The following is a 24,168-nucleotide window of genomic DNA, read 5'->3' as shown; positions in this document are numbered from 1 at the left end:
GTTACCATCATTCGAAAGAGTTCTGAGGATTCCTTAGCTATTGTTATGGCATCGTTACTAAGAAAGGTTTGACTGTATTCGCAAAAATATAATTGCTAGTCTTATCCCAGTTAATGGACCACGTCATCGCACCACGAATATCCGGGTATTTGGCTACTGGTTTGTATGTTCCACAACCATTGCCTGTCGCTAAGCAATTCAACGCATTGTTCACAACACTAGGTGAGACATATCCACCGCCAGCTCCAGAAGGTACGGCCGGGGCGCCCAGTCCAAATTGTGAAGGTGCAATCCATTGCAGCGTCAAATCGGAAAGGGCTGTCAAGAAGTTAACTGTTCCTTGGGAATAACATTGTCCATCCCGACCCAGCATACAACCTGAATTGTAATACTGCACATTCACAACCGTAGTGATGTCCTTCAGATTATTGTAGAGCTGCATATAGGATGTACTTTGGTTTTGCATGTCGATCGTTTGCGGAGCCATGGTCAGAATGAAACCTGCGCCCACCTGTTGCTGGAGCTGACGAACCGCTGTCGTTAAGTTCGGCACGTTCATGCCATTCTCCAGATCGATATCAATACCATCCAATCCGAACTGTGTAATCAGACCGTACATGCTGGTAACGAAATTAGATACATTCGGTGATGCGCTACCTAGATTAATATTGCCGTTCTCCCCACCAATAGACAGAATAACCTTTTTACCTTGTGCGCGCTTGGCCTGTATATCGCTAATCAAGTCAGCGTTGGTATAACCGCCAAGAGCAGTAGATAATGAAGAATTAACATTGAAGGTAACTCCACCCGGTTTCGTAACGTCCATATCTGCAAAAGACAGAACGATAATATCATATTGACTTGGAATTTCGCTCACTTTAATATTTGAAGAATTGTTTATGAAATTATGCCAGTAACCTGTCAGGATATGTTTCGGCAGCTGGCCTCCGCCTCCACCTTGAGTTGTTGCACTAACTGCTGGACTTCCAGCAGAAACATTACCTGCGGCATCCTTAGCTACGATTGAAAAAGAATACGCAGTGCTAACTGCGAGCCCTGTCACCGTAGCAGTTGTACCTGTTACTGTCTGTACAAACGTTGTACCTTTGTAGACGTCATACCCCGTGACACCTACATTATCCGTGGATGCCGTCCAAGACAATGAAACACTGGAAGAAGTGGTCTCCGTGACAGTAAGATTCGTTGGAACCGTCGGTGCTTGCGTATCTCCACCTACGACAACATCCGTTGTCGCACTAATTTGGTTGCTGAAAGCAGACACGTTACCTGCTGCATCCTTTGCTTTTATTTTATACGTATAAGTTGTATTCGCGCTGAGTCCTGTATTTGTATAAGTGAGTGTGCTTCCCGAGACATTACTGAGTAGCGTGGAACCCTGATAGACATCATAACTAGTTACGCCGACATTATCCGTTGAAGCATTCCATGCCAGCGTTATACTGGATGTTGTGGTACCTGTCGCTTGTAGATTAGCAGGAGTGGAAGGTGCTTGGGTATCACTACCTCCTCCAGGAACGAGTTGCCAAAGAGCAGGTACACTAGGTGGTTCCCAACCTGTCAGAGACGTGTGGGGTTGAATATCCTTATACGTGTTGCCACCATACGTAACCGTATCATTTACCGCATAAGATACATTAGGCGCCCATGCCCCCCTGTCAGCAGCAAAAGCCATAGACGGCAACAGTCCAACAAATACAACTAAAATAATCATAAGCGGAAGTGCTCTTCTGAATCCTTTTACTCTTCCCATGAATAATTTTCTCATATCAATCGCCTCCCACATTTTTTTCTTGACCTTCTTAGGGCCAACAAGCAATAGCAAACAACACCTCCCATTCACAAGAAATACATCATGTAAGAGTAGAAGTTAAGCAAGTAGCAGGCAGTGCCATAGACGCAGAGTATATTAAATGTGCAGCATGCACAGGAGCATCACGCGAATGTTATGTGAATATTCAAAAGAAGAGTAGCAAGTACAGAGCGATGGCAAAGAGATAATCCTCAAAAGAACGAGAGTTGTTGTTCAGAGATAACTCAGCGGTGTAATCGTCTCGGGAAAGGAAATAGAGTGGATTGAATGAACGTAACACTTAGAGGGAGAATGCTGGCAACGCTTACATCTTATCGGGTAAGAGTGATGTTCTTTTGGTTTTACTTATGTATGACATCTACCCAATTTACTGCAATTTAAGGCGTTCAATAATTTGTCACATTTATGACTTAGAGTAATTGTAATGGATGGGCTCACACTGGTCTATAGATCTATAGATGCAATTTATTTACATTTTTTAACACTTAAATAGGCTATAAGCATGATGGATCAACGGACCCTCATGCTTATAGCCTCCTAATATTTACGTTTTATCCATGATCGAAAGAGAGTATTTCTATGAAGTTTAATCTCTGGCTAAACCAAATCTATTCCTTTCGAACGGCAGGTATTAGAGCAATTCAGGTCAGGTAACGGATGAGCATAGAAATAAATCTGAAGTGTTCTTTAATGGAGAAAAATAACGGTTTAGCTTTTACCTACAATTTTTTATCTGTTGCTTCTAGGCAGCTTTCTGCGGAAAGCTGTTTCGTCCGGTACTCCTCGCCCCATTCTTTCATGAGCTTAATAATCGGAATTAGCGTTTTCCCAAATTCGGTTAGAGAGTATTCGACTTTCGGAGGTACCTGATGATAGACCTCGCGATGGACCACGCCGTCCTCTTCCAATTCCCGGAGCTGCAGCGTCAGCATACGTTGGGTAATTCCCGGGCTTATTCGGCGAAATTCATTAAATCGCTTCGTGCCCTCCATTAGATGATATAAGAGAATCCCCTTCCATTTGCCTCCGATGACGTCCAGTGTAAATTCTACAGGGCAGGCCTGCTTGTCGCCTCCAGGACAATCCCCGAAGCCACCTTTCCGATTGCGCATAGCTATTTCACTCCCATAGTATCATTTTGTATACTATACAACATTAATGTGCGTACTTCTAAATATGCGATATATACTCTAATATTAAGCTTGTGATTGGCAACCAGTCAAACTTAACGTATGCCAAGAAAGGGAGTATGAACGATGGAAACATTGACAACAACCAAGAATGAAATCTTGTCTGCCTACCAATTTAGACACGCAACTAAAGAATTTGATAGCAGCAAAAAAATTAGCGATTCCGACTTCCAATTTATTCTGGAAACTGGACGATTGTCACCAAGTTCGTTTGGTTTTGAACCATGGCGGTTTGTCGTTGTGCAGAGCCAGGAGATCCGCGAGAAGCTACACCCTTACGCTTGGGGAGCCCAAAAACAGCTTACGACTTCCAGTCATTTTGTCCTTATTCTGTCAAGGTTGCCTAAAGATATGGTTGCTGATTCCGACTATATTCAGGGTATGTTGAAGAATGTGCAGAAATTGCCTGCTGAGGTTGTGGTGGGAAAAGGAAGCGTATATGATAATTTCCTGAAATTAGAGTTCGGACTGCAAGAGAATGAACGGGCGATGTTTGAATGGGGTTGCCGGCAGACCTATCTTGCGCTTGGTAATATGATGACTGCTGCCGCCCAAATCGGCATCGACTCCTGCCCGATGGAGGGTTTCAATAAGGAGAAGATTGAGCATATCCTCGCCGAAGAAGGAATCATGGATGCCGAGCATTTCGGAATTTCCTGTATGGTAGCCTTCGGATATCGCCTGAATGAGCCACGTGCGAAAACGCGGCAAACCACTGACCAAGTGATTCAGTGGGTGTAATAGTTGGTTTGAAATCATCGTGAACGCTCGTCTGAATTTGATTCCTTTATTATACGAAAAAATAGGTATCTTTCGCACAATACATTGTGCAAAAGATACCTACTTAATTTTTGTGACTTTTTCAGTGGCCTCGATAAATTCAGAAGTCACTTTTTTTGCGACTTAACTAGAAATGGGGTATTTTATTCAGAATGATTCGTTAACGACCATAGTTGTATAACAGCACACATCTTGAACAGATTGGCGTTAATCCTTCTCCCAGCACTTCCCTATGCTTTCGGAAATTTTCACTATGGAAAACTTCCTTCAGATCGGTATCGTTGAGATCACCTAATGTAAACTCAGGGAAGAACTTGCATGGATTTACTTGTCCATCGGGCATAACATCCAGCCGGTTCGCAATGGACAAACATTGACCGCGCTTCATCGCCGGCTTTTCTGCGCCTAGAACAAAATCTCTTACCTCATCTAATTCCAATGCAGGTTGAAAACGGATTCTGTTCTGCCATACTCGCTTATTGATCCGGTCAATTTCAGCAATTAGCGGCTCTATATTCTCTTCGGAAACACGGAATGAAAAAGAATGCCAGCTATAACGCTGTTGCTGCTGAGCCGCTTCAAGCCAAGAAAAGCGTTCTTCATAGTAACCGTCCATCTTTACGGCAACATCGTCAGTAATATACCAAGGGAATACGAAATATACGCTATCCACACCAAGATTCTCGAAATACTCCATGAACTCGTACAGCCTCGTTACCATTGAATCACTAATGGTCAGACCGATAGAAATTCTGCCCTTATATTCACCTGTCCGCTGCAATTCCAGCAACATGTTCACCATGTGAATAACCTTCTTGAAAGTACCTTTTCCGCGAATGGCGTCATTCTCCACCTCGAAACCATCGAGGCTGATCAGCAATGTCATATCCTCTGATATTTTCAGAATGGAATCCAGCTTTTGCTCAATAAGTAGCGCATTCGTGCAGATTGTCGTATTGCGTGGATCCTTGGCTAGCAAGTCAGCAAATTCATCAAACTTACTGTAAAATAGCGGTTCACCACCCCATATAAACAACCTTGATTTTCGCTCACGAGTTTGTTCAAGGATACTCTCAAGTAAGGACAACTCAATCTCCTGATTTTTAACATCCTTCGCCATATCGTGATGAAAGCCATCATTCGCCCATTCAAAGCAGTGCTTACAGCGCAGATTACAGCCATTGTTCAGCTTGATGCCGACATCATCAGGAATATCCAATGCGAACGCTGGGTCGTGCTTTTGGGCTCTGCTTGCCATAGACATATTCTGAATCGTCCGCTTCACATTTTGAAACGTACTTCGGTCAAATTTAATCTCTGTTTTTGGTTGCATGAGTTATCCTCCTATCTTTGATAAATTGGATGATTCCATGACTTCTCTACTTGCTCCGTTAGCTGACGATGCTTTCTCTTTCTCTAAAAAAGAGGCGAAAGCCTCTATCGTGCTCATATGCTCGTAGTCGAAAGTCTCATAATTTATCTCCAGATCAAAGGAATCTTCAATCGCCAGCACAAAATTGATCATTTGCAATGAATCCAAACCAACATCCTGAATAATATTCGTCTGCGGATTTAACGTTGACATCATCTCTGGGGATTCCTTAATATTACATAAAATATTCATAATGGATTGAATCATTTAAATTCCTCCTTTTATTTGCACTACATGTTAAAGCGCTTTTACTTTGAGGTTGTACGCCAGTATCTATCACCTCCCCCTCGTGATCGTACTCATCAAATTGCAGGTCTTATGCTTTGCGTTCAGAAGGTTGCGATGGATGTCCTCTAGTAAGTTCACTGCGTAATCTTGTTCTTTCCAAGCATCATAACTTATACCTAATCCAAGCGATTCCCATAGCTGCGCATTCGACCGTTCGTGATCTCCGAAGGGTTCCAGAAATATTAAAGGCGTTGCAGAGGCCAGTGAATCCAGCAATGTCGCGCCCCCAGGCTTGCTTATAATACCTAGACTATGCCGCATTACCTCGAATACCTTTGGATAATTGCCGCCGCTTTCGAATATGCATTCCTCCCCCTGACTAACTTCTGCAAACGGTGGAAAATCAAATTCGTTGACAGCATTACGCTGCCAAGGGCTCCATGACGGATCCAGCATAAAATATCGGTGAGATGCAGACTTATGAGACTCAGGCTTCATATCCTCGTTGTAATAAGCGATGATATTAAGTGCAATACCGCTTTCCGTCAATTCAGTAATTTTGTCCTTGTATGTACCGATTCCCCAGCCGCCACCATGAATCAGATAGCGTTTCTCCCTTTCCTGAAATGGAATCGGCTCCTCCTCGCTAACCGAAATGGTGTGAACGATCCGATTCTCACCAGTCGGATATAACCATACGTTATTGAATCGGTCACATGCCTCCCCATATACCGCGAATGAAGGCGTATCGCTTGCATCCAGACGAATTAAGCGGATGTCCAATTCGACTGAATCCATCATTTCCCGATAGCGTTCCAGAATCGGAATCCAGAACCCGGTAAGAGCAAGAAATCTCCTTTTGCCACCTTGCTTCCATTCCTGTAGAAGCAGGGATACGTTATGCTCGTCCAGGCTGTCGCGGCTGTCTTTGGCCAATTTATAGCCCATCTTAGCAACAGCGAAGCTGTCATGGAAGGCCTTGCGGTAGCGTGGGATTTTCTCCAGCGTCTGCTGATTGTACAAATGCTCCAGCATACAGATCTCAGCCGGTACGCCTTGACCCTGAAGTTGCAATTGTAATAGCTTTGCCGGAATATATACGCCGAGTGAATTTCCTGCGCTGAGAAGTGTTACAGTTTCCATAAAGGAACAAATCCCTCCATATGATATTGGGGTTGTATATAGATTGAACTAAAGACGAACCCTTGGGGGCGCAAACTTTAGTTCAATCTATGTAACTATAAGGAATTCCTCTAGGATGATCTTGAAAGGTGTGAGAGGGCATAAGTTTTATTAACTTACAAAGAGAAGGTCTGGATCATCGTGAAACGCTCAAACTTATATAGCATATCATTCAATTTAGCAGCTTCATTTCCGTAGAATAGAACAAAGATCCGATAAAGGTTCGTATGTGGTTGATTGCAGAAGGCGAATGTGTAGATGGTAAATTGGTGTTCCGCATCAGGCTGAAGCTCAGCTTCCAATCTCGATTTAATCTCGTCAAAGGAGACCTTATCTCTTGTCTCCAAATGAATATAGCGGCTTTCTATATGTTTATAGAAAGGAAGTAAAGTTTCAATGAAAGATAGCAAGTAGGTAACCTGTGTAAATCTTCCGTTAATTTCAATGACCGGATATAGATTGTTTTTATCATCAAGGATGGAATCTATGCCGGCAACTCCTACATAACCACGTTGCCTCAGTACGGCTCCCAACCTCAGCATTTCCGCTCGATATTCTTCCATTACGGCGGCGTCATAATGCGGTGTATAATTCGTACCGATGTATACTCCGTAATCATTTATTCTCTGTTCGGTAACCGCAAGCAGATGAACGGAGTCCGGCTCAATCCATAGCTGTGCGTTTAAAGAGTGCTTGATTGGATGCCAAGCTTCCAGTAACAATTCAAAGCAGGTTGTCCGCTTACGAATATACGAAGACAATTGCCTGAATTTATCCTCATTCTCGATCATCGTCAGTCCTCTGCCAGAAGATCCGTATGCTTGCTTCAGCACTGCCTTGGCAAATCCGGCATCCCGTATTTCACGGTACGCTTCAATTAACTCTTCCGGACTGCTACAAAACCTGCCCTGTGTCACGCTAAATCCATTTTCTTCAGCCAATCTTCTTGTAACATATTTGCTGTTCATGTGTTTCACTAACTCCGCATTGGAATCGATCAAACCCCATTCATATTGTTCAGCTAATGCAACATAGTCTGAGGTCAACATAAAAGGCATGAAGGTAAGCTTCTCAGGCGATAACCTGGACGCACATACAGCCGCCTCGCTCGCATCTGATGTAACACAGATTTGCGGCAACTTATCACGATAACCCTTCACATACTCCAAAAATTGTGGATCGGGTGGATACTGAAGCCAAACGATGTCCTGCGGCTCAGCAATCCAAAGCAATTGCTGCTCCTGCTGTTCAATTAACGTTAACTGCTGCAGATTCGTAAATGAAGGGAATAGCGCAGTCTCATTCCAGTGCTGATCTTCATTTATGTTCACATGCCATAGAACGCATCCAGATCTCGCCCTGCGAAATGGTTCCAAGTGAATACTGCTATCTTCCATGGACTCATCTCCTCATCTTATTCTAGTTAATACATATGTCATGACAGATTACAGATTTGAACTACTATACACCTTCAGTGCCTGCTTCCATAGAACGCGAATCAGTATGAAAAATACAATCGGCGCCAAAATAGCCCAAACGATTTCAACTCTGGTTAGTTTATGTAGGACAACTAGAGGTGCGAAGTTTGTAATAATAAACACCGGAATGAAAAAAGTACCAATACGCTGAATCCATTTGTTGTAGATCATATACGGCATATTGTTTGCGTCCCATACCGAATAGGAAACCTCGCTGGCTGCCGATGTATTCACAAACCAGAACGACAACAGAGAGGGGATAATCATGATACAGTACGTTAAGATCGTAGCTATGAACATAAAGGCAATAAATAAAGCCACATTGAGAACTGTAAATGGAATTTCAGAAGCACTCCAGCCTATTGCGACCATGACCGACCCTGCAATAATATTCGGAATCGGCATGCCCACCTCGATGTACCTTACCGAGACCAGAAATTGCAGCGAGATGGGCTTGACTATCATTAAATCGAGCATTCCACTGCGGACATATTCAGTTAATCGTTGAAAATTGTTGAAGAACAATCCCATATATATCCCTGTGAGCAGTATATGGGTCCCCATAAACATCAGGATAGCATCTGGCATCAAACCATCGATATGTAGGTTGGTTTTGTACACGACGACCACATACAGGAGCTTAGCCATAAGGAAGGCTGCTTCCACAAATATTCCTGTAATAAAATTAGCTCGGTATTCCATCTGTGAAATGACTGAGTTTTTAGCGAATAATGCAAGGATGTAGAGATGTCTTCGCAGTTCAATGACAAAGTTCAATGGTCAGCCTCCTAGCCCTAAATACCTTTTCATCCCCCACTTCCAGACCAAATGGCAAATCAGCATCAGCAGAGCGATCCATACACCCTGCCCGATAATTCCCTGCCAGATCAACTCCCCTGATATTTTTCCATTCAATACATTGACAGGAAAGTAAATCATATAATGAAAGGGCATAAATCGAAATAACTGCTGCAACCTCTCTCCAAAAATATCCAATGGGAATATTCCACCACTCATAATATTAATCAGTAAACTGGTAACCACGAAAAAGTAAGATATCTCGGATAACCAGAAAGCACAGGCACAGATTGCGTAAGAAATCATAAAGCTAAGAATAATAGACAGGATTAAGGAAAGGCAAAAGATGATCATTCGTTCTTCTTCCGTATGTAGGTTATAGAAAGTATTTAATGCGTAGGTTAAAGCAAAGATGATGAACAGGGATATTACGAAGTAAATTAAACGTTGTCCAATATAGGAGCTGATTCTAAAACCAAAATAATAGATTGGCTGGATAATATATTTATTCAACCCCCCACTCTTTATATCTTCAGCGATAGAGTATTCAATATTAGTAATTACGAGCTTCGAGATAACAGCCGCTAAAATGGTGTACATAATCATTTCACGATAAGAATATCCGAATATGGAACTCTCTCCAGCATTGGCATATACCGCTGTCCACATATAATATTGCACAATCATCGGAAAGACCGCACTTATCAGGGAGAGAAAGAAATTAAATCGATACTCTAGTGAGCTTTGAAATCCAATACGAAAAGCAACAACATATTTATTCCTGATCATGCGCTACCTCTATAAAGTTCGACAATTCCATCTTCAATCGTCAGATCCTCAATTGTGAAATCCATAACAGGAAACCTGTCCAAACACTGGTGCAAGCATATTCGGGCTTCTTCTTTTCCCACCTCAATTACAGCGTAGTAGCCATCAAACTCTTTCACTTCACCGAACGCTCTCAGCGGTTCCGATGAAATCCGTTCAGAAAAGTGCAGCTTGATCAGTTTTCTCTCATCATGATACGCATTAATCTTTTTAAGTTCACCATCGTATACAATACTGCCTGCATTAATCAGAATGGCCCTCGGACAGAGATCCTCAATGTCCTTCATATAATGACTTGTTAATATGATCGTAGCATGATATTGCTCATTATAATATTTCAGGAAATTACGGACGGCTCGTTGAGAGATAATATCTAGCCCAATCGTCGGCTCATCCAGAAACATCAGCTTGGGCCTATGAATCAAGGAGGCAATCAGCTCCATCTTCATCCGCTCTCCAAAGGAGAGTCTGCGTACCTGTACACCCAGTAATTCCTTCACATCCAACAGTTCAGACAACTCATCAAGCGTTCGGTGATAATCCTCGTCAGATACCTGGTAAATACACTTATTCAGGAAAATGGACTCTCCAGCCGGTAAATCAGGCCAGAGTTGGCTTTTCTGACCCATAACAATCGAAAATATTTGTTTGAATTGTTTCTTGCGCTCCCATGGCGTGTATCCAAAAACACTTACATTCCCTGCGGTAGGGTGCAGGATGCCAGATAATATCTTGAGAGTAGTGGTCTTCCCTGCTCCATTCTGACCAAGAAAACCAACCATTTCGCCTTCTGCAATAGAGAAAGACACGTCATTAACCGCTTCTTTCACCAGTTTTTTACGAAAAAATAAGTTTTTGAGCGATTGCTTCATCCCAATATCTTTCTTGTAATACTCAAAACTTTTCACCAGATGATTGACTTCAATAGCGTTTCCCATCAACATTCCTTCTCTCCGGCAGTAGACTTAACATTGTTGCAATTTTATTAAATACCATAACTTGCATTAATTGTAATAAAGTGTCGTCCGTTTGTCTATACAATTTTTAGTCTACTTTTTCATACTAGAATACGATATCTTTACAGGATATCTGGGAGCACATGCTTAACGAATGAAGCACAAAAAGGAGAACTTTAAGGGTTCTCTTTTTGTATTTCATAAGAGCCGTGGCATGTTAATCCACAGCCCAACAAGCTGACTTCTCCTACTTAGCCTTTAATTGACCCTGCTACCATGCCCTTCATAATCTGATCTTGTAGAATCAGATACACAACAATCGTTGGTATAACTGCGATCGCCATCGCTCCCATTGTCAAGGCGTAATCGGTACCAAACCCATCTGAGAATAACGCTAGACTTAGTGGAAGTGTCTTCAACGCCTGCGTGTTAATGAATACAAGGGCAAACGAGAAATCATTCCAGAACCGTAGAAACGCTAAGATGGTAATGGTCGCGATAATTGGCGTGCACAGCGGGAATATAATTCTTCCAAAAATCCCCCACCAACCGTTTCCGTCGATCATAGCTGCTTCCTCAATTTCTTTTGGAATAGAGGCCATATAACCCATGCTTAAGAAAATGGCGATCGGAAGTTCAAACGCCGTATACGGTAAAATGAGCGCACCGTACGTATCCAACAAGCCGACCTCTTTCATCATAAGAAATAACGGGACAAGCGTACTATGAATCGGAATAAGTAGTCCTGCCAAGAATAAGGCTACGACAACCTTCTTAAACTTGAATTGAAATCGTGAAAGCACGTAACCTGCTAGAAGACCGAGGACAAGCGTCAGGATGACTGAAGTTATCGTTACGAATGTAGAATTGAGCATCCCTCTTCCCATATCTCCAAGGTCCCACGCTCGAAATAGATTATCTGACATCCAAGCCTTCGGTAGGGCATAAGGACGCTGAAAGAAATCTTCATTCGTCTTAAATGCACTAATGAACAGCCAATACAAAGGATATAGCGTACCTACGGCATATCCGAGTAATATCAACTTTCCAAGTAGGGATAATCCCTTGTCCGCAAGCTTCCTACCTGGGGATTTGATGGTAGTTCTAGCAGTCCTAGTTGTTCCTAATTCCACGCCCCTTCCTCCTCCCTCGTTAATCAGCTTTCTTACGGGTCAGGATATAATTTATCCCGATCAGTAAGGCGCTAATAATCATGATGATGGTGGACACGGCAGAACCGTACCCATACCGGTAAACACGAAACGTGTTGTTGTACATGTAAGTGGCAAGCAATTCTGTCGATTGTGCCGGTCCCCCGTGGGTCATCACCATAACATGATCGAACGCCTTCAAGCTTCCCGAGATACAAAGTACTAGGGTAACTACCACAGTGCTCCAGATCATAGGTAGTGTTACGTAGAACAGCTTTTTGCCCTTTTGCGCCCCATCGATATTTGCAGCATCATCTATTTCAGGCGATATATTCTGTAGTGCTGCAATAAAGATGATCATATAAGGACCGATATTACTCCAGTTAATCGGAATTGTGATAGCCAACATATTGACTTTGATATCAGAGAGCCAAGCTCGAGTCCAAGACTCAAGCCCGACTGCCTCCAAAATGGTATTCACTAGTCCGAACTGCGGATTGTAGATATAACCCCAAATAAGACCTACAACAACTGTTGAAAGAACCATCGGCATAAATACCGCGGACCTTACAAATCGGCTAAAGAAGGAGTTCTTTAGCAGCACTATCGCTAGAATAAGTGCAATAGGAACCTGACCGATAATCGCTGATACCACCAAAATCATATTATTTCTAAGCGCTCTCCAAAAAATGTGATCTTGCAGAATTTCACGGTAATTACCCAGACCAATAAACTTCGTTGCTCCGATACCTTTCCATTCAAAGAAGCCATAGTAAGCTGACCAAAAAATAGGAACTATGACAAACACCACAAACAGAAGAAGTGCCGGAAGTAGGGCTAGTGCAATAAATCCTTTACTACGTACAGCAGTAGGCATGGTAACTTCCCTCCAAATGTCGAATCAGGATGCCATATCTATGGGGTAACAGCTCTTGCTTGAGCGTCCTGAAGCTTCTTCGCAACACTTTCTACCGTGCCGCCTGTCATAATTTCTTGGAGCCCGTTATTGATAACTTCTCCTGCTTCCGCTGACAGATATGCATCATATACTGGAGTGATTCCAGTTTTCTTGACCAAATTAAACGCTTTATAGTACAACGAACTTACTTTAGATTGATCAATTTCTGTATCGTACATAACCATGGAGTTACTCTCTGCTATCGCTTTCTGAGCTTCCGGACCGCTAACTGCATATATAAGTTTGAGGGCTGCATCTTTCGTTGCACCTTCTGTACGTTTGCTTAATGCTAGACCAGCTCCTGCTCCACCAGTAATGGTGTTCGCATCTCCTTTACCTCCTGAAATAGACGGAAGTACAGTTACATCAATAACTTTCATCTGCTCCTCACTCGCAGAAGCTGCTAAGTTGGTAAGACTCCAAGCTCCGCTGATCATCATAGCTGCTTTACCTTGAATGAAATATTGCTCTGCTTGCGTATTATCGATACTGTTCGCACCTTCTTGGAACGCTTTATTATCGACAAGTTGTTTAAAGTAACCTAATGTATCAATAAATTCAGGATCTGTGAATTTCGCGCCCTTTTGAGCTGTTGCATTCTTAAACCATTCTGTTCCAGTTACACGTTCGCCAATTGCACCGATGATTGTTGATTGAGCAACCCATGGCGCTTTATTACCAAGTGCAATTGGAGTCATTTTGTTATCATTAAAGACCTTAATCGCGGTCATCAATTCATCCCAAGTTGTCGGTACTTTAACGTTGTATTGCTCAAATATGGATGTGTTGTAGTAAAGGAAAGAAGTTGCTGACATACCCATAGGAGCTGAGTAAATCTGATCTTGCTCAAATTTATACGGATCAAAAGCTCCTGGAAGGAATTTACTTGTCCAGTCAGGATGCTCAACTGTCAGTTCTGTAATCGGTTGCAACAATCCTGCTTTATATAATTCAGCGGAATGACTTCCTGCATAGACGAAGAATAAGTCTGGAAGTTCATTACCAGCCGCAACTGTGCTTAAACGTTGACGATAACCATCCGGAGGAATTGCCTGTGCATCAAGTTCAACTTGAGGATTGTCCTGTTGGAATTTCTCAATAAGTGATCTTACTGTTTTGGCACGTAAGTCATCTCCAGCAAAGTTATGCCAAACAGTCAGCTTAACCTTCTCGTCCTTCGTGGTAGGTTCTTCCGCCTTCTTGTTGGTGTTACCGCTATTCCCACAAGCTGAAATAATGAACATCATGATCAATAACATTAGACTCATTTTCTGCATCTTTTTCATAGTCAATCCCCCTTAGTAGTTATACAGAATGAACCAAAAGATAACCTTAGTTCATCCTCTTTTAATGAATATCTTAAGTATAAAGAGGGGGGACAACGATACATAGGGGATATAATTCAGTTGATAGAGGGACAATTCTCAGATTTTTCCACGATACTCCGAAGGGGTCTGTCCTGTAAATTTTTTGAACAAACGATTAAAATGTTTAATGTCTTCATATCCAATTCGATTTGCCACTTCGCTGATTTTAGCAGGTGTCTCACTTAACATCACCATTGCTTTGCGTAGCTTAGCCTGTGTAATGAATTCAATATAGTTCTGTCCGGTCTCCCGTTTGAATACTTCACTGAAGTAATTTGGGTTCATATGCACATGTTTGGCCACTTGGCTCAGTGAGGGGCTTTGATCTAAGTTATCTTGAATATACTCAAGGGCCCGCTGAACCGGACTTGTGCCGGAAACTATAAGACTGTACTGTTTCATCATCGCTTCAAAATGATACATGAGTGCCTGCTCTGGTCTCTTCGCCAGTTCTAGCTTGTTCACATCCTCGCCATGAGGTAGCACATTAGAATATCCGATTGAAGACGCCGCCCGTTCCAACCACCGATATCCAGCCATGATTAAAGAGTGTAGGTAAGCCTGAACTGAGTTAGGTGTCGCCTGAACATCCTGCTTGCTCCGCTCCAATATATTCTTAATTCCCACATGTAAGTCTTCCATATTACCTGCCCGTAATAAGGTGAAGAGTGTGGTTTCTTCTTCCATCGTACATACCATACGAAGCCCTTTACGTTCTTCGATTTCTTCATAACGCACACTCCGCTCATGACTTAGTAGCCACACATAGGAACTAGCTTCCACAGCTGTGTTCATAGCTTCACGTAACTGGTATGCATCTTCCACACTCCGACCACAGGCCGCAAATATTTGAAAATGTAACGCTTCTTCCGCTTTTCGAATAGCCCACTCTACCGGGTCCCAACCGTTGTTATCTACTTCTATTTTCACGAGTAACAATAAGGATTGATTCCAGTGGAGCCATTCACATGGCAACAGGCCCGTTAACATTTGGCCAAGTGCAGCATGTAGCACTTCGGGATCACGGACCTCTTCTAGATCCTCATCCTGTGCTGTAATGATCCACATTTGAAGCAGCTGCTCACCTTTCTTCACGCGTAATGCCGGATATCTATTCCATAGTTCCGTTACAATCTGCTCGTTTGGATTAGATGCAGAGGCTAACAGTTGTCTTAGGAAACTCCGATTCACTACAATTTCTTTCGCTTTAACTTGTTCATACTCATGTCTTCGATGTTCGAGTCGTTGCTTTGCACGTAGCGCCGCTTGGATGATCTCATCGGGACGGCTTGTTTTGAGCAAATAATCGCTAGCCCCTTCCCTCAAGGCTTGTTGTGCGTATGCAAAGTCATCAAAACCTGAGATAATAATCATTTCCATGTCTGGGTATTCCTTCTTGACTTCATGAACCATCTGCAGACCACTTTTCCCACTCATTCGAATGTCCGTAAAAATGATCTCTGGCCATTCGTTAGGGATCCGTTGGAGTGCCTCCTCAGCAGAAGCGGCCGGTTCAAGTACCGTAAATCCACTATCTTCCCAATTGATTACTGTGCTTAATCCAGTACGAATGATCACTTCATCGTCAACAATTAGTACTTTCACTCTCATCATCTCCCTCTTCTATTCGTTATTTCCGTACTCTGTGTAGGGAATGGTAAACATAATACGTGTTCCTTCTCCCTCTGTACTATCCACTCGAAGCCCTGATTCCTTCCCGTAATGAAGCAAGAGTCGGTTATTAACGTTACGCAACCCATACCCCCCTTTCGTTGGAATCTGACTCTCATGAGTAGGTAGATCCAACAACTTAGTTCGAAGCGACTCCAAGCGCTCTGGTGGAATCCCGATACCATCGTCTTCTACGGTGAAATTAATGCCTTGTTCATCACACGCCGTATAGATCGTAATCCTTCCTTGTCCGTCACGCTTCAATATGCCATGCAACATCGCATTTTCAACCAACGGCTGCAACAGAAGTTTCAGCATGAAATGTTGTTCCTGTATACTAGCCTCCACGTTCACTTGAAATTCAAATTTATTAGGATACCGAATGGATTGAATATTCACATAATTCTTGACATGAATGATCTCTTGTTCAATGGAACAATATTCTTGTCCATTATTTAGACTAAATCTTAGAAATTCGCTCAATGAGCCTACCATTTCAGCAATTTTAGCATCTCCGTTCATAAGCGCCAGCCAGTGAATGGAGGACAATGTATTGTACAAAAAGTGGGGATTTATTTGAATTTGAAGTGCCTGCATATCTGCTTCTTTTTTAAGAGATTCATTCCATTTGACTTCGTCAGTCAGTTTAACAATACGGGAGCTTAATTTGTTATAGCTAACAATAAGCTGTCCAACTTCATCTATGGACTTCACAGGAATGGCAGGCATAGGTTCTTCCGGACTTGAATGCTTAAGAAAGTTAGTTAAAGCGGACAATGGCTTGGTTATTTTCTGGATAAGAACGAGAACGAAAATAATCACAAAAAGAATCGCAACCGAGACAGCTACAGCCGTCAACGTAAGAAAATAGCGGTTTTGCGAACGATATTCTTCAGAGGGTATGATCCCAACCAACTTCCAGTTTCCACTGTCCATCGTTTTATAGAGGATGGTCTTCTTGTCAGACCCTTCTCCGTAATCCATAAACCCGCTTGCGCCTTCAAATGGTCCTATTTTCGGATAATAATAAGTTAGTGGGAGATTTGTTCCCCACTCAGCAGGACCAGCGAGAATTCGATTCTTCTCATCGAGAAGTAGAACAAACCCGCTCTTTTCCAAAACAGATTGTCTGATTTGTTGTGCAATAACGGCCTGATCCAGATTAATTTGTTCTTTTCCGATAGGAATGAATTTATCTGTACTACGGATTAGTCTGGCGAGTGTAATGACTTTACGTGCCCCATCAAAGGTCCACTGTCGGTGGACAGAGGACCACCAGTTCGGATGATCATCATAATAATTGGGCAGGGTTTGCGTAATATCTGTGAAGTCCGACCCGACTAACGATTTATGTGAAATCGGTGGTTTGGCGCTCAGTGGTTCTATAATGATGTTCGCTATATACTCTTTGGAGAAGGCCAGATTCGTTAAGAAATTAATGATCGACGTTTGTTGGACGAAATCTCCCTCAGGAGACTTCAAGTAATTCTGTACACCGTTATGTCCAATTAGAAATAAAGACATATTCTCCACGTCTTTGACCATTGTAGCCAAGTAGGCCTCAAGCTGACGTAACGTGTTCATACCTGATATTTTTGCCTTTTCTTCGGTAAGGTTTGCCGCTATTCTATATGAGAAGAATCCAAGGAACAGTAACGGAACAAGTGTAGCCACAATGATCAACAGCGATAATCTGTGTTTAAGTGATCTTCCTAGCCAGTTTTTCATATTCGCACCTCTATCTTAGCTGCACATTAACAGAATTAAGAACCTATATTTATATCTGCAAACGCTTCCAAAACTTATTAAACACTATTATGAATGTACCCTTCACTTTCATCCAATGGTAACATATTCCTGTAATAGGGTATACATCCTTAAGACTCAGTTCTGACAAAATATGAGCCAGATGTCCATACAAGTAGAAATATAAGGAATAGAGTATCAAGTGAAACTTATACTTTCTTATATTTCGGAAAAGACCGCCCTAATCCCACATACGTGTTGGATCAGGGCGGCATCTACATACATTACATTGTAATTTCAAATAGGTAATTTAATCGGCTTACGCGCTCTGAACACGGTCCATTCCGTATATCCCTAGTCTACCGCCGCTGCTGTAGATTCATCTAATAGCATGCCGATATCGTCCGGAAAATGGGCGTCAGAAGGTAAAGTAAGCGGAACGTGATACTGTGCTAGAATCGATAGGAACAAAGGACTCGGGGAGCGAAGCCACACAGACCTGATCCAGCCAAGACCGCTGCAATCTACCTATCGGACTATCATCCAACAACATATGTTTCTCATAATACGACCGACATTCCCGGAAGCGATATAGATGATCAACTACACCGAACACTTCGATCCCACGTGATCGTCCCGTCGTTAAATACCGATCTAATCATGCTTGAGCTCCGTGGAAGCCAATGCTTGTAAAGTCCGAGACAACCAACGTAACGAATAAGGACCTTCCTCTAGATGGAAATGCATATCAACTTTCACAGGCTAACCCTCCTGTTTATCCGTGAGTAGTCTAATCTCTTCTAGTGCTGGTTCACCAAGGTCCTTCATTTCACTAGAAGGTGTAAGTCCGAGGTAATGACACATTAACGGAGCAAGAATCAGCTGGGACAAGAACTGTCCATTATTATTCATGTGAGAGATGGGTGATTCTCCCCAAATATAGAGAGGAACATGCCGCTCCTCAGGTTCCGTGCCTCCATGTTGTCTAGTGGCGTTCATCCCGTGGTCGGAAGTTACGATGATTTGATAACCCTGCGATAACCAAAGTGGAACCACAGTCGCAAGCATGCTATCTGCTAAACGAACTGAACCCTCGTATTCTTTACTTTCTCCTCCGAACTTGTGTCCCGCATCATCTATGTTCATGGAATGAATATATAAGAAATCTGGGTCGTACGTCGTACGCAAATATTCGGCGTCCACGAATAAGTGACTATCTGGATAATGATCCTCGAAGTAGAATACTCCGTGCTGGATCGGTTTGTGCTCGTCATGCTGATGACGATCCGTTACGAGGTTAAAGGGCGCAGAGTTATACAACTCACTCACCCAATGATACGCTGCTGCGGCCGTTCTCATTCCAGCCTTTCTAGCAATATGGAACACGCTCTGCTCTTGACTTAATCTCACGATATGATTTGCTGTTATGCCGTTCTTCACAGCAGGAGTTCCGGTAAGTATGACTTCGTAGAGCGGGCGAGAGAGGCTGGGCAGTTCGGATCGAACCTGATAACAAGTAACCTCTCCTTGCTCTACAAGGTGCTCCATGTAACCTAAATACTTGCGTGCCGAATCATATCTGAGTCCATCCAAGACAATAACGATAAGTCTGCCAGCTGTTTCCTTCATACGCCATCCCCCTCATTATTTCGCCTCTATCCATTGCAGATGATTGTTCCTGAGCATCTGCGCCCATTCCCTTGGAGGAGCAACATTACTAACGACAACATGCACTCTCTGAAGAGGCATAATCTCCATAAATGCTTCCTTATCTAACTTAGAATCGTCCGCGAGTACAATCGTCTGACTAGCTGCCGCAACCATACACCGTGAAATAACCGTTTCACCTAAGTCATAATCACTCATTCCCCGCTTCAGGGAAATACCTCCTACAGAGATAAAGGCTTTATCTACACGGAACTGTGACATCATACTTTCGCCAAGGGAGCCCGACATCGATTGCTGATCAGGATTCAATTCACCTCCGATGACGATGATCTTACCGGTGAATCTGCCGCTGTTCAGAGATTCCATTAAATGATAGGCAACCGCAAAAGAATGCGTTAATATGGCGAGCCGTTCCCGTCCTACAATCGCTTTGGCTAACTCAAGTGTCGTCGTGCCAACGTCAATAGCAATGGTGTCACCGGATTTGATAAGATTAGCCGCCGCTCGACCGATTCGTTCTTTCTCTTCTGCCTTCACAATCTGGCGTTGTAAATAAGGAGGCTCGTAGTTAGACGGCTTCGTGAGCACAGCTCCACCATATACTCGTTTCACCAAACCTTCTCTCTCCAATAACACAAGATCGCGACGAACCGTTTCCTCCGAGACGGTAAAACGCAACGATAATTCGGGCACCTTCACTTGCCCTTCTAGCTTTAATTGCTCCATGATGACTCGTTTGCGTTCTTCCGACGATATCGACATTCCTTATGCTCCTTCCTTCTCAAGATGTAGCAGTTGAGAATCATCTAACGCTAAGCTTACAGGTCCTTGATCTCCTATCCGAAAAGATCGACCGTCATTCAATGCATCAATAGTGAGCCTTACGCCAGCGGCATCTATCGAGTAACGGATGATATTGCCTAGTATGGAGACGGAATGGACATTACCATCCACAATGCGTTTACCCGCATATAACGCATCTTTGCGGCCTTCCTCATCCAGAAGAATGAACGATTCAGGACGAATTGCGAAGCTTTCGGATGCACTATCTATCCGTTCAAAGAGCCGCAATGCCTCGGGCTTGGTCAGCACATTGTAGCTACCCATGAAGCGAGCGACAAACTCTGTTCGGGGCGTCGTATATAACTCTTCAGGGGTTCCCTGCTGAACAATACTTCCCTTATTCATGAGACATACCCGATCAGATAAGATTAACGCTTCCTCCTGATCATGGGTCACGAATATCGTCGTCATGTTAAACGTTTTCTGAATTTCACGGATTTCTGTCCGCAGATTTTTGCGTATTTTAGCATCCAATGCGCTAAGCGGTTCATCAAGTAGAAGAACTTTAGGCTGGACCGCTAACGAACGGGCAAGTGCCACACGCTGTTGTTGACCACCCGAGAGATGTTGGGGATACGCATCACGTTTGTCCTCAAGATCGATGAGCCCAAGCAATTCCTCGGAGCGTTTATGTCTTTCTTCCTTGGAAGCCCCTCTCATTTTCATGCCATATTGGATATTCTCAACTACGGTTAAGTTAGGGAACAAAGCATAGGATTGAAATACCATACCGATTTCGCGGTTACGAGGAGCCAGATTCACGATATCCTTCTGCTCAAGCAAAATCTTTCCTTCATCTATTTCCGTAAGGCCCGCTATACAGCGTAGAAGCGTGCTTTTCCCACAACCAGAAGGCCCTAGCAACGTCACGAGCTCTCCCTCACGGATTTGTAGATCCACATGATTTAGCACATGGGTATTCCCGAATCGCTTACGAATCCCCTGTAACTCCAAGTATGCATTCATCCTTCTATCCCCCTGTTCATTCTTTTACCAAGTTTCATTAGAATCATGGACAACACTAGAATAAATATGAAATAGGATATCGCTATAGCACTTGCCAAATGCCCACTCTCCCCAACCCTCTGGTAAAGGTAAATCTGGATCGTCTGAATATGCCCCCCAACTAACATGTTGGTCAGCACGAATTCACCGAACAACACGGAGAAGGATAATAAGGTTGAGGTCATAACCCCTGGCCAAATATTCGGCAAGATGACGCTAACGAAAGCTTTCATTCGAGTAGCACCTAGCAATTCCGCTGAACCCAGTAACTCCACTGCCGAGACGGTGAGCAGACTATTTCGAATTCCCTGATACATATAAGGGAGAATGACTATGAAATAAGCTCCTATTACAATATAAGCCGTTCCCGCGATTTCAATGGGTCCCGAAGAATAAGCCCGAATAAGCCCGACCGCTGCTACCACACCCGGTACGGCGTATGGCAGAACGACGATGCCTTTCATGAACGATTCCCACTTAGGCAAGTAGACTGTAATGATAAACACAGCAGGTAACATGATAACTAGACTTAACGCCACACTTATTGAACATAAATACAGGGAAGTCCACAACGCATCCAGAAAGCGAATATCTTGAAACATTTCGCTGAACCATTCCATCGTCCATCGCTCAGGGAGCACAGTCGTCTGCCATTCTTTGGCGAACGCATAGAGGAAGGTAGCCACTAAAGGAATCAGCAAGTAAATCATAAGCACAAACATTAATAATTTATGTGTCCAACCCGTCTTCTTCACGGTCGTCCCCATCACAATTCCTCCTTCACGGTCGTAGCCCATGGCCGTAGCAATCTCCGACGTCGCCGAACTTGTATAGAGGATGGATTGGAATTAAACATTTGAGACCGCTGCGTCATCTTATGATTAAGATACACGGCTAGTAACGTAGACAACGCGAGGATTACCGCAAGCACATTGCCCAGTTGCGGCTCGTTCACCACATCTCCCGACACTAGGGACCCGATCTGAACAGCAAGTAAATTGTAATTCCCCCCAACAAGAGCATATGCTGTTGCGTATGCGCCCATCGCATTTGCGAAAAGAATGCCAAGCGTTCCGAATACTGCTGGCGTCAGAACCGGAATGCCTATCGTTGTCCAGAATTGCCACCTACTTGCACCCAGAAGTGACGCCGCTTCCTTCCATTGGTCACGAATCCCATAGAACGAGGGATATAACAATAACAAAGCGAGTGGAACCTGGAAGTAAACATAGACCAAAATCAGTCCTGTCCAACTATATAAATTAAAGTCACCGAAAACGTTCCAGCCCCACTGTTTAAATAGCAGCGTAAACACACCGTTATTACCTAACAAGATGATGTACGAGAAGGCTAGCGGAACACCCGAGAAATTCGAGGTCATATTGGACAGCATAAGAAGTCGATTACGAATCCTTGGTGAGAATTGCGTGATCGAGTAAGCACAAATAAGTCCGACGATGATACCGATTACGCTGGAGGATACGGAAATGAGTAGACTGTTCTTAATCGCTTTTAAATAGTACGCACTATGAAGAACTCTCGCGTAGTAACTAAACGTAAAACCCGGGCCGTCTTCTGGTCTTAAACTTCCGGTTATCATCGACAAGATCGGAGCGAATTGAAATGCGACGACCATCAGTACAAAAGGGGCTAGACCTAGAAAAACCCATCGATTTCTCCACTTCATGACTATCACTTTCCCTCCCTAAATAAAGAAAAGGAGGGTCTTCGGCAAGAAGACGAAGACGCCCCACAATCTAGATACAGCTCACCATTCAGACTTCTGTGATTAGTTCATGTGTACAAGAACACGTTCCTGCCACATCTGGGGAATGGCCTTAGCTGTTGCTTCCCACACCTTGTAATCGCCAACTGGTTTCACGTTGGTATATGCTTCATTAGGTAGTAATTTTGCCGCAACGTCCTCAGGTAATTTCACACTGTCACGGATCGGTCTAGCATAACCTTTTGCAAGGTTTATCTGACCTGCATCGCTTAGAATATATTCGCGAGCGAGCTTCGCCGCATACGGATGTGGAGCGTATTTGTTGATAATTGTGGCATAACCACTCACAACGCTACCTTCTTTAGGAATGGCTACGTTGAATTTATCTTTGCCAAGCTGATCGCTATAGTTGAGGGCGTTGAAATCCCATAACATCGTCACTTCGACTTCGCCTTTTTCGATATTCGCGAGACTGGCTTCTGCATTGGATAAACGGCCTTTTTTCGCAAGGTCCTCGAAGAACGCAATCCCCGGCTCGATGTTCGACTCGTCTCCACCAAAAGCAATCGCCGCGGCCAGAACAGCCATTTGAGCTTGCGCTGCCTTCGTTACGTCACCGACAATGATTTTGTAATCGCCATTCTTAAGGTCTTCCCAGCTTTGGGGCGGTGTTTGTACAAGCTTCTTATTCGTTAGGAACGAGATCGAACCTTGGTAACCTACGACCCAATGCCCGTCTTTATCTTTGGCCCAATCTGGAATTTCATCCCAATAAGACGTTTTGTAAGGCTGTGTTACGCCTTTATCGATGGCTACGGGTCCGAATGCGATACCGACATCCCCGATGTCTGCCGTCGGCTTGTCTTTCTCAGCATCGAACTTGGCTATTTCCTCAGCACTCGACATATCCGTGTCTGTGTGCGCTAGCGTATATTTAGTCTGTAGATCCGACCATGTATCCTTCCAGTTCGCCCAGGTATCTGGCATTCCAACGCTTACGACAGAACCCTCTTCCTTCGCTTTCTTCTCAAGATCTGCTAAAGTGATGACCTCAACCTCAGTACTCGCCTTCACTTCCTTGTTGGTATTACCCCCACATGCGGTAAGCATTAGAACAGACATAGATAGAACAAGACCAACAGCTAACTCCCTCTTTAACCAATGTTTCATGATTTCTACTTCACTCCCGTGTGGTTTAATGTGGGTTATCTATGTATTCTTGTTGTTTCAGCCCATCTAAAGTATAGATCGTGAATATTTCCGCTATATTATGTGAATTGATTGTATTTGTTAAAAAAAAGATGACTTCTAAATAGATTAGAAGTCATCC

At 43.4% G+C, this 24,168-nt stretch carries 21 protein-coding genes; 1 reads left to right on the top strand and 20 read right to left on the bottom strand.

Annotated elements, in window-relative coordinates; genetic code table 11:
* Nucleotides 1-43 precede the first annotated feature (43 nt).
* Together PGLA_RS13250 and PGLA_RS13245 are read right to left on the bottom strand one after the other, a co-directional pair.
* A complete protein-coding gene (locus PGLA_RS13250; protein WP_068533558.1) occupies nt 44-1,786 on the bottom strand; it encodes a fibronectin type III domain-containing protein in 1,743 nt (580 codons plus the stop codon).
* A 764-nt stretch (nt 1,787-2,550) separates the two neighbouring features.
* Nucleotides 2,551-2,943 (bottom strand): winged helix-turn-helix transcriptional regulator, encoded by a 393-nt coding sequence (locus PGLA_RS13245; protein WP_068533430.1) that lies wholly within the window; start codon nt 2,941-2,943, stop codon nt 2,551-2,553.
* 144 nt (nt 2,944-3,087) lie between these two features.
* Here PGLA_RS13245 and PGLA_RS13240 point away from each other — a divergent pair, with 144 nt between their 5' ends.
* Complete coding sequence (locus PGLA_RS13240) at nt 3,088-3,762, top strand: NAD(P)H-dependent oxidoreductase (protein ID WP_068533428.1); 675 nt, start codon at nt 3,088-3,090, stop codon at nt 3,760-3,762.
* A 199-nt stretch (nt 3,763-3,961) separates the two neighbouring features.
* Here the strand turns inward: PGLA_RS13240 and PGLA_RS13235 are convergent, their stop codons facing one another.
* The 18 genes from PGLA_RS13235 to PGLA_RS13150 all read right to left on the bottom strand — a co-directional run bounded on the left by PGLA_RS13235 (nt 3,962) and on the right by PGLA_RS13150 (nt 24,008).
* Entirely contained in the window at nt 3,962-5,134 is a 1,173-nt protein-coding gene (locus PGLA_RS13235) for a radical SAM protein (RefSeq protein WP_068533426.1), read from the bottom strand.
* A 3-nt stretch (nt 5,135-5,137) separates the two neighbouring features.
* Nucleotides 5,138-5,440 carry an acyl carrier protein gene (locus PGLA_RS13230; protein ID WP_068533424.1) on the bottom strand — a complete coding sequence of 101 codons (303 nt, stop codon included), beginning with the start codon at nt 5,438-5,440 and terminating at the stop codon, nt 5,138-5,140.
* A 69-nt stretch (nt 5,441-5,509) separates the two neighbouring features.
* On the bottom strand, nt 5,510-6,604 hold the full coding sequence (locus tag PGLA_RS13225; protein ID WP_068533422.1) for a hypothetical protein: 1,095 nt from the start codon (nt 6,602-6,604) through the stop codon (nt 5,510-5,512).
* 155 nt (nt 6,605-6,759) lie between these two features.
* Nucleotides 6,760-8,040, bottom strand: coding sequence for an ATP-grasp domain-containing protein (locus PGLA_RS13220; RefSeq protein ID WP_068533420.1), 1,281 nt, complete (start codon nt 8,038-8,040; stop codon nt 6,760-6,762).
* Between the two features lie 48 nt (nt 8,041-8,088).
* Nucleotides 8,089-8,898 carry an ABC transporter permease gene (locus tag PGLA_RS13215; RefSeq protein WP_068533418.1) on the bottom strand — a complete coding sequence of 270 codons (810 nt, stop codon included), beginning with the start codon at nt 8,896-8,898 and terminating at the stop codon, nt 8,089-8,091.
* Nucleotides 8,899-8,901: 3 nt separating this feature from the next.
* Nucleotides 8,902-9,708, bottom strand: a complete 807-nt coding sequence (locus PGLA_RS13210) for an ABC transporter permease (RefSeq protein WP_068533416.1) — start codon at nt 9,706-9,708, stop codon at nt 8,902-8,904.
* Complete coding sequence (locus tag PGLA_RS13205; protein WP_068533414.1) at nt 9,705-10,685, bottom strand: ABC transporter ATP-binding protein; 981 nt, start codon at nt 10,683-10,685, stop codon at nt 9,705-9,707. Before PGLA_RS13205 ends, PGLA_RS13210 begins: the two co-directional genes overlap by 4 nt.
* 269 nt (nt 10,686-10,954) lie before the next feature.
* Entirely contained in the window at nt 10,955-11,836 is an 882-nt protein-coding gene (locus tag PGLA_RS13200) for a carbohydrate ABC transporter permease (RefSeq protein ID WP_084411048.1), read from the bottom strand.
* A 19-nt stretch (nt 11,837-11,855) separates the two neighbouring features.
* Nucleotides 11,856-12,731, bottom strand: a complete 876-nt coding sequence (locus tag PGLA_RS13195) for a carbohydrate ABC transporter permease (protein WP_068533412.1) — start codon at nt 12,729-12,731, stop codon at nt 11,856-11,858.
* A gap of 38 nt (nt 12,732-12,769) precedes the next feature.
* Nucleotides 12,770-14,098 carry an extracellular solute-binding protein gene (locus tag PGLA_RS13190; RefSeq protein ID WP_068533410.1) on the bottom strand — a complete coding sequence of 443 codons (1,329 nt, stop codon included), beginning with the start codon at nt 14,096-14,098 and terminating at the stop codon, nt 12,770-12,772.
* 138 nt (nt 14,099-14,236) lie between these two features.
* A complete protein-coding gene (locus tag PGLA_RS13185; protein WP_068533554.1) occupies nt 14,237-15,784 on the bottom strand; it encodes a response regulator transcription factor in 1,548 nt (515 codons plus the stop codon).
* 18 nt (nt 15,785-15,802) lie between these two features.
* Entirely contained in the window at nt 15,803-17,578 is a 1,776-nt protein-coding gene (locus PGLA_RS13180) for a cache domain-containing sensor histidine kinase (RefSeq protein ID WP_068533408.1), read from the bottom strand.
* Between the two features lie 780 nt (nt 17,579-18,358).
* Complete coding sequence (locus PGLA_RS13175; RefSeq protein ID WP_068533406.1) at nt 18,359-19,225, bottom strand: alkaline phosphatase family protein; 867 nt, start codon at nt 19,223-19,225, stop codon at nt 18,359-18,361.
* Between the two features lie 15 nt (nt 19,226-19,240).
* Nucleotides 19,241-20,026, bottom strand: a complete 786-nt coding sequence (locus tag PGLA_RS13170) for a DeoR/GlpR family DNA-binding transcription regulator (RefSeq protein WP_068533405.1) — start codon at nt 20,024-20,026, stop codon at nt 19,241-19,243.
* A gap of 3 nt (nt 20,027-20,029) precedes the next feature.
* Nucleotides 20,030-21,073, bottom strand: coding sequence for an ABC transporter ATP-binding protein (locus PGLA_RS13165; RefSeq protein ID WP_068533403.1), 1,044 nt, complete (start codon nt 21,071-21,073; stop codon nt 20,030-20,032).
* Nucleotides 21,070-21,879: an ABC transporter permease gene (locus tag PGLA_RS13160; protein ID WP_068533402.1), complete on the bottom strand. Its 810-nt coding sequence runs from the start codon at nt 21,877-21,879 to the stop codon at nt 21,070-21,072. The genes PGLA_RS13165 and PGLA_RS13160 overlap by 4 nt, the downstream gene beginning before the upstream one ends.
* On the bottom strand, nt 21,879-22,799 hold the full coding sequence (locus tag PGLA_RS13155; protein WP_068533401.1) for an ABC transporter permease: 921 nt from the start codon (nt 22,797-22,799) through the stop codon (nt 21,879-21,881). The genes PGLA_RS13160 and PGLA_RS13155 overlap by 1 nt, the downstream gene beginning before the upstream one ends.
* A gap of 102 nt (nt 22,800-22,901) precedes the next feature.
* On the bottom strand, nt 22,902-24,008 hold the full coding sequence (locus tag PGLA_RS13150) for an ABC transporter substrate-binding protein (RefSeq protein ID WP_068533397.1): 1,107 nt from the start codon (nt 24,006-24,008) through the stop codon (nt 22,902-22,904).
* Between the last annotated feature and the right edge of the window lie 160 nt (nt 24,009-24,168).

Source organism: Paenibacillus glacialis, from assembly GCF_001637205.1.
Taxonomy (GTDB): Bacteria; Bacillota; Bacilli; order Paenibacillales; family Paenibacillaceae; genus Paenibacillus_AQ; species Paenibacillus_AQ glacialis.
The sequence above is the reverse complement of the archived record's forward strand: the minus strand, read 5'-3'. Positions and strand labels throughout refer to the sequence as shown.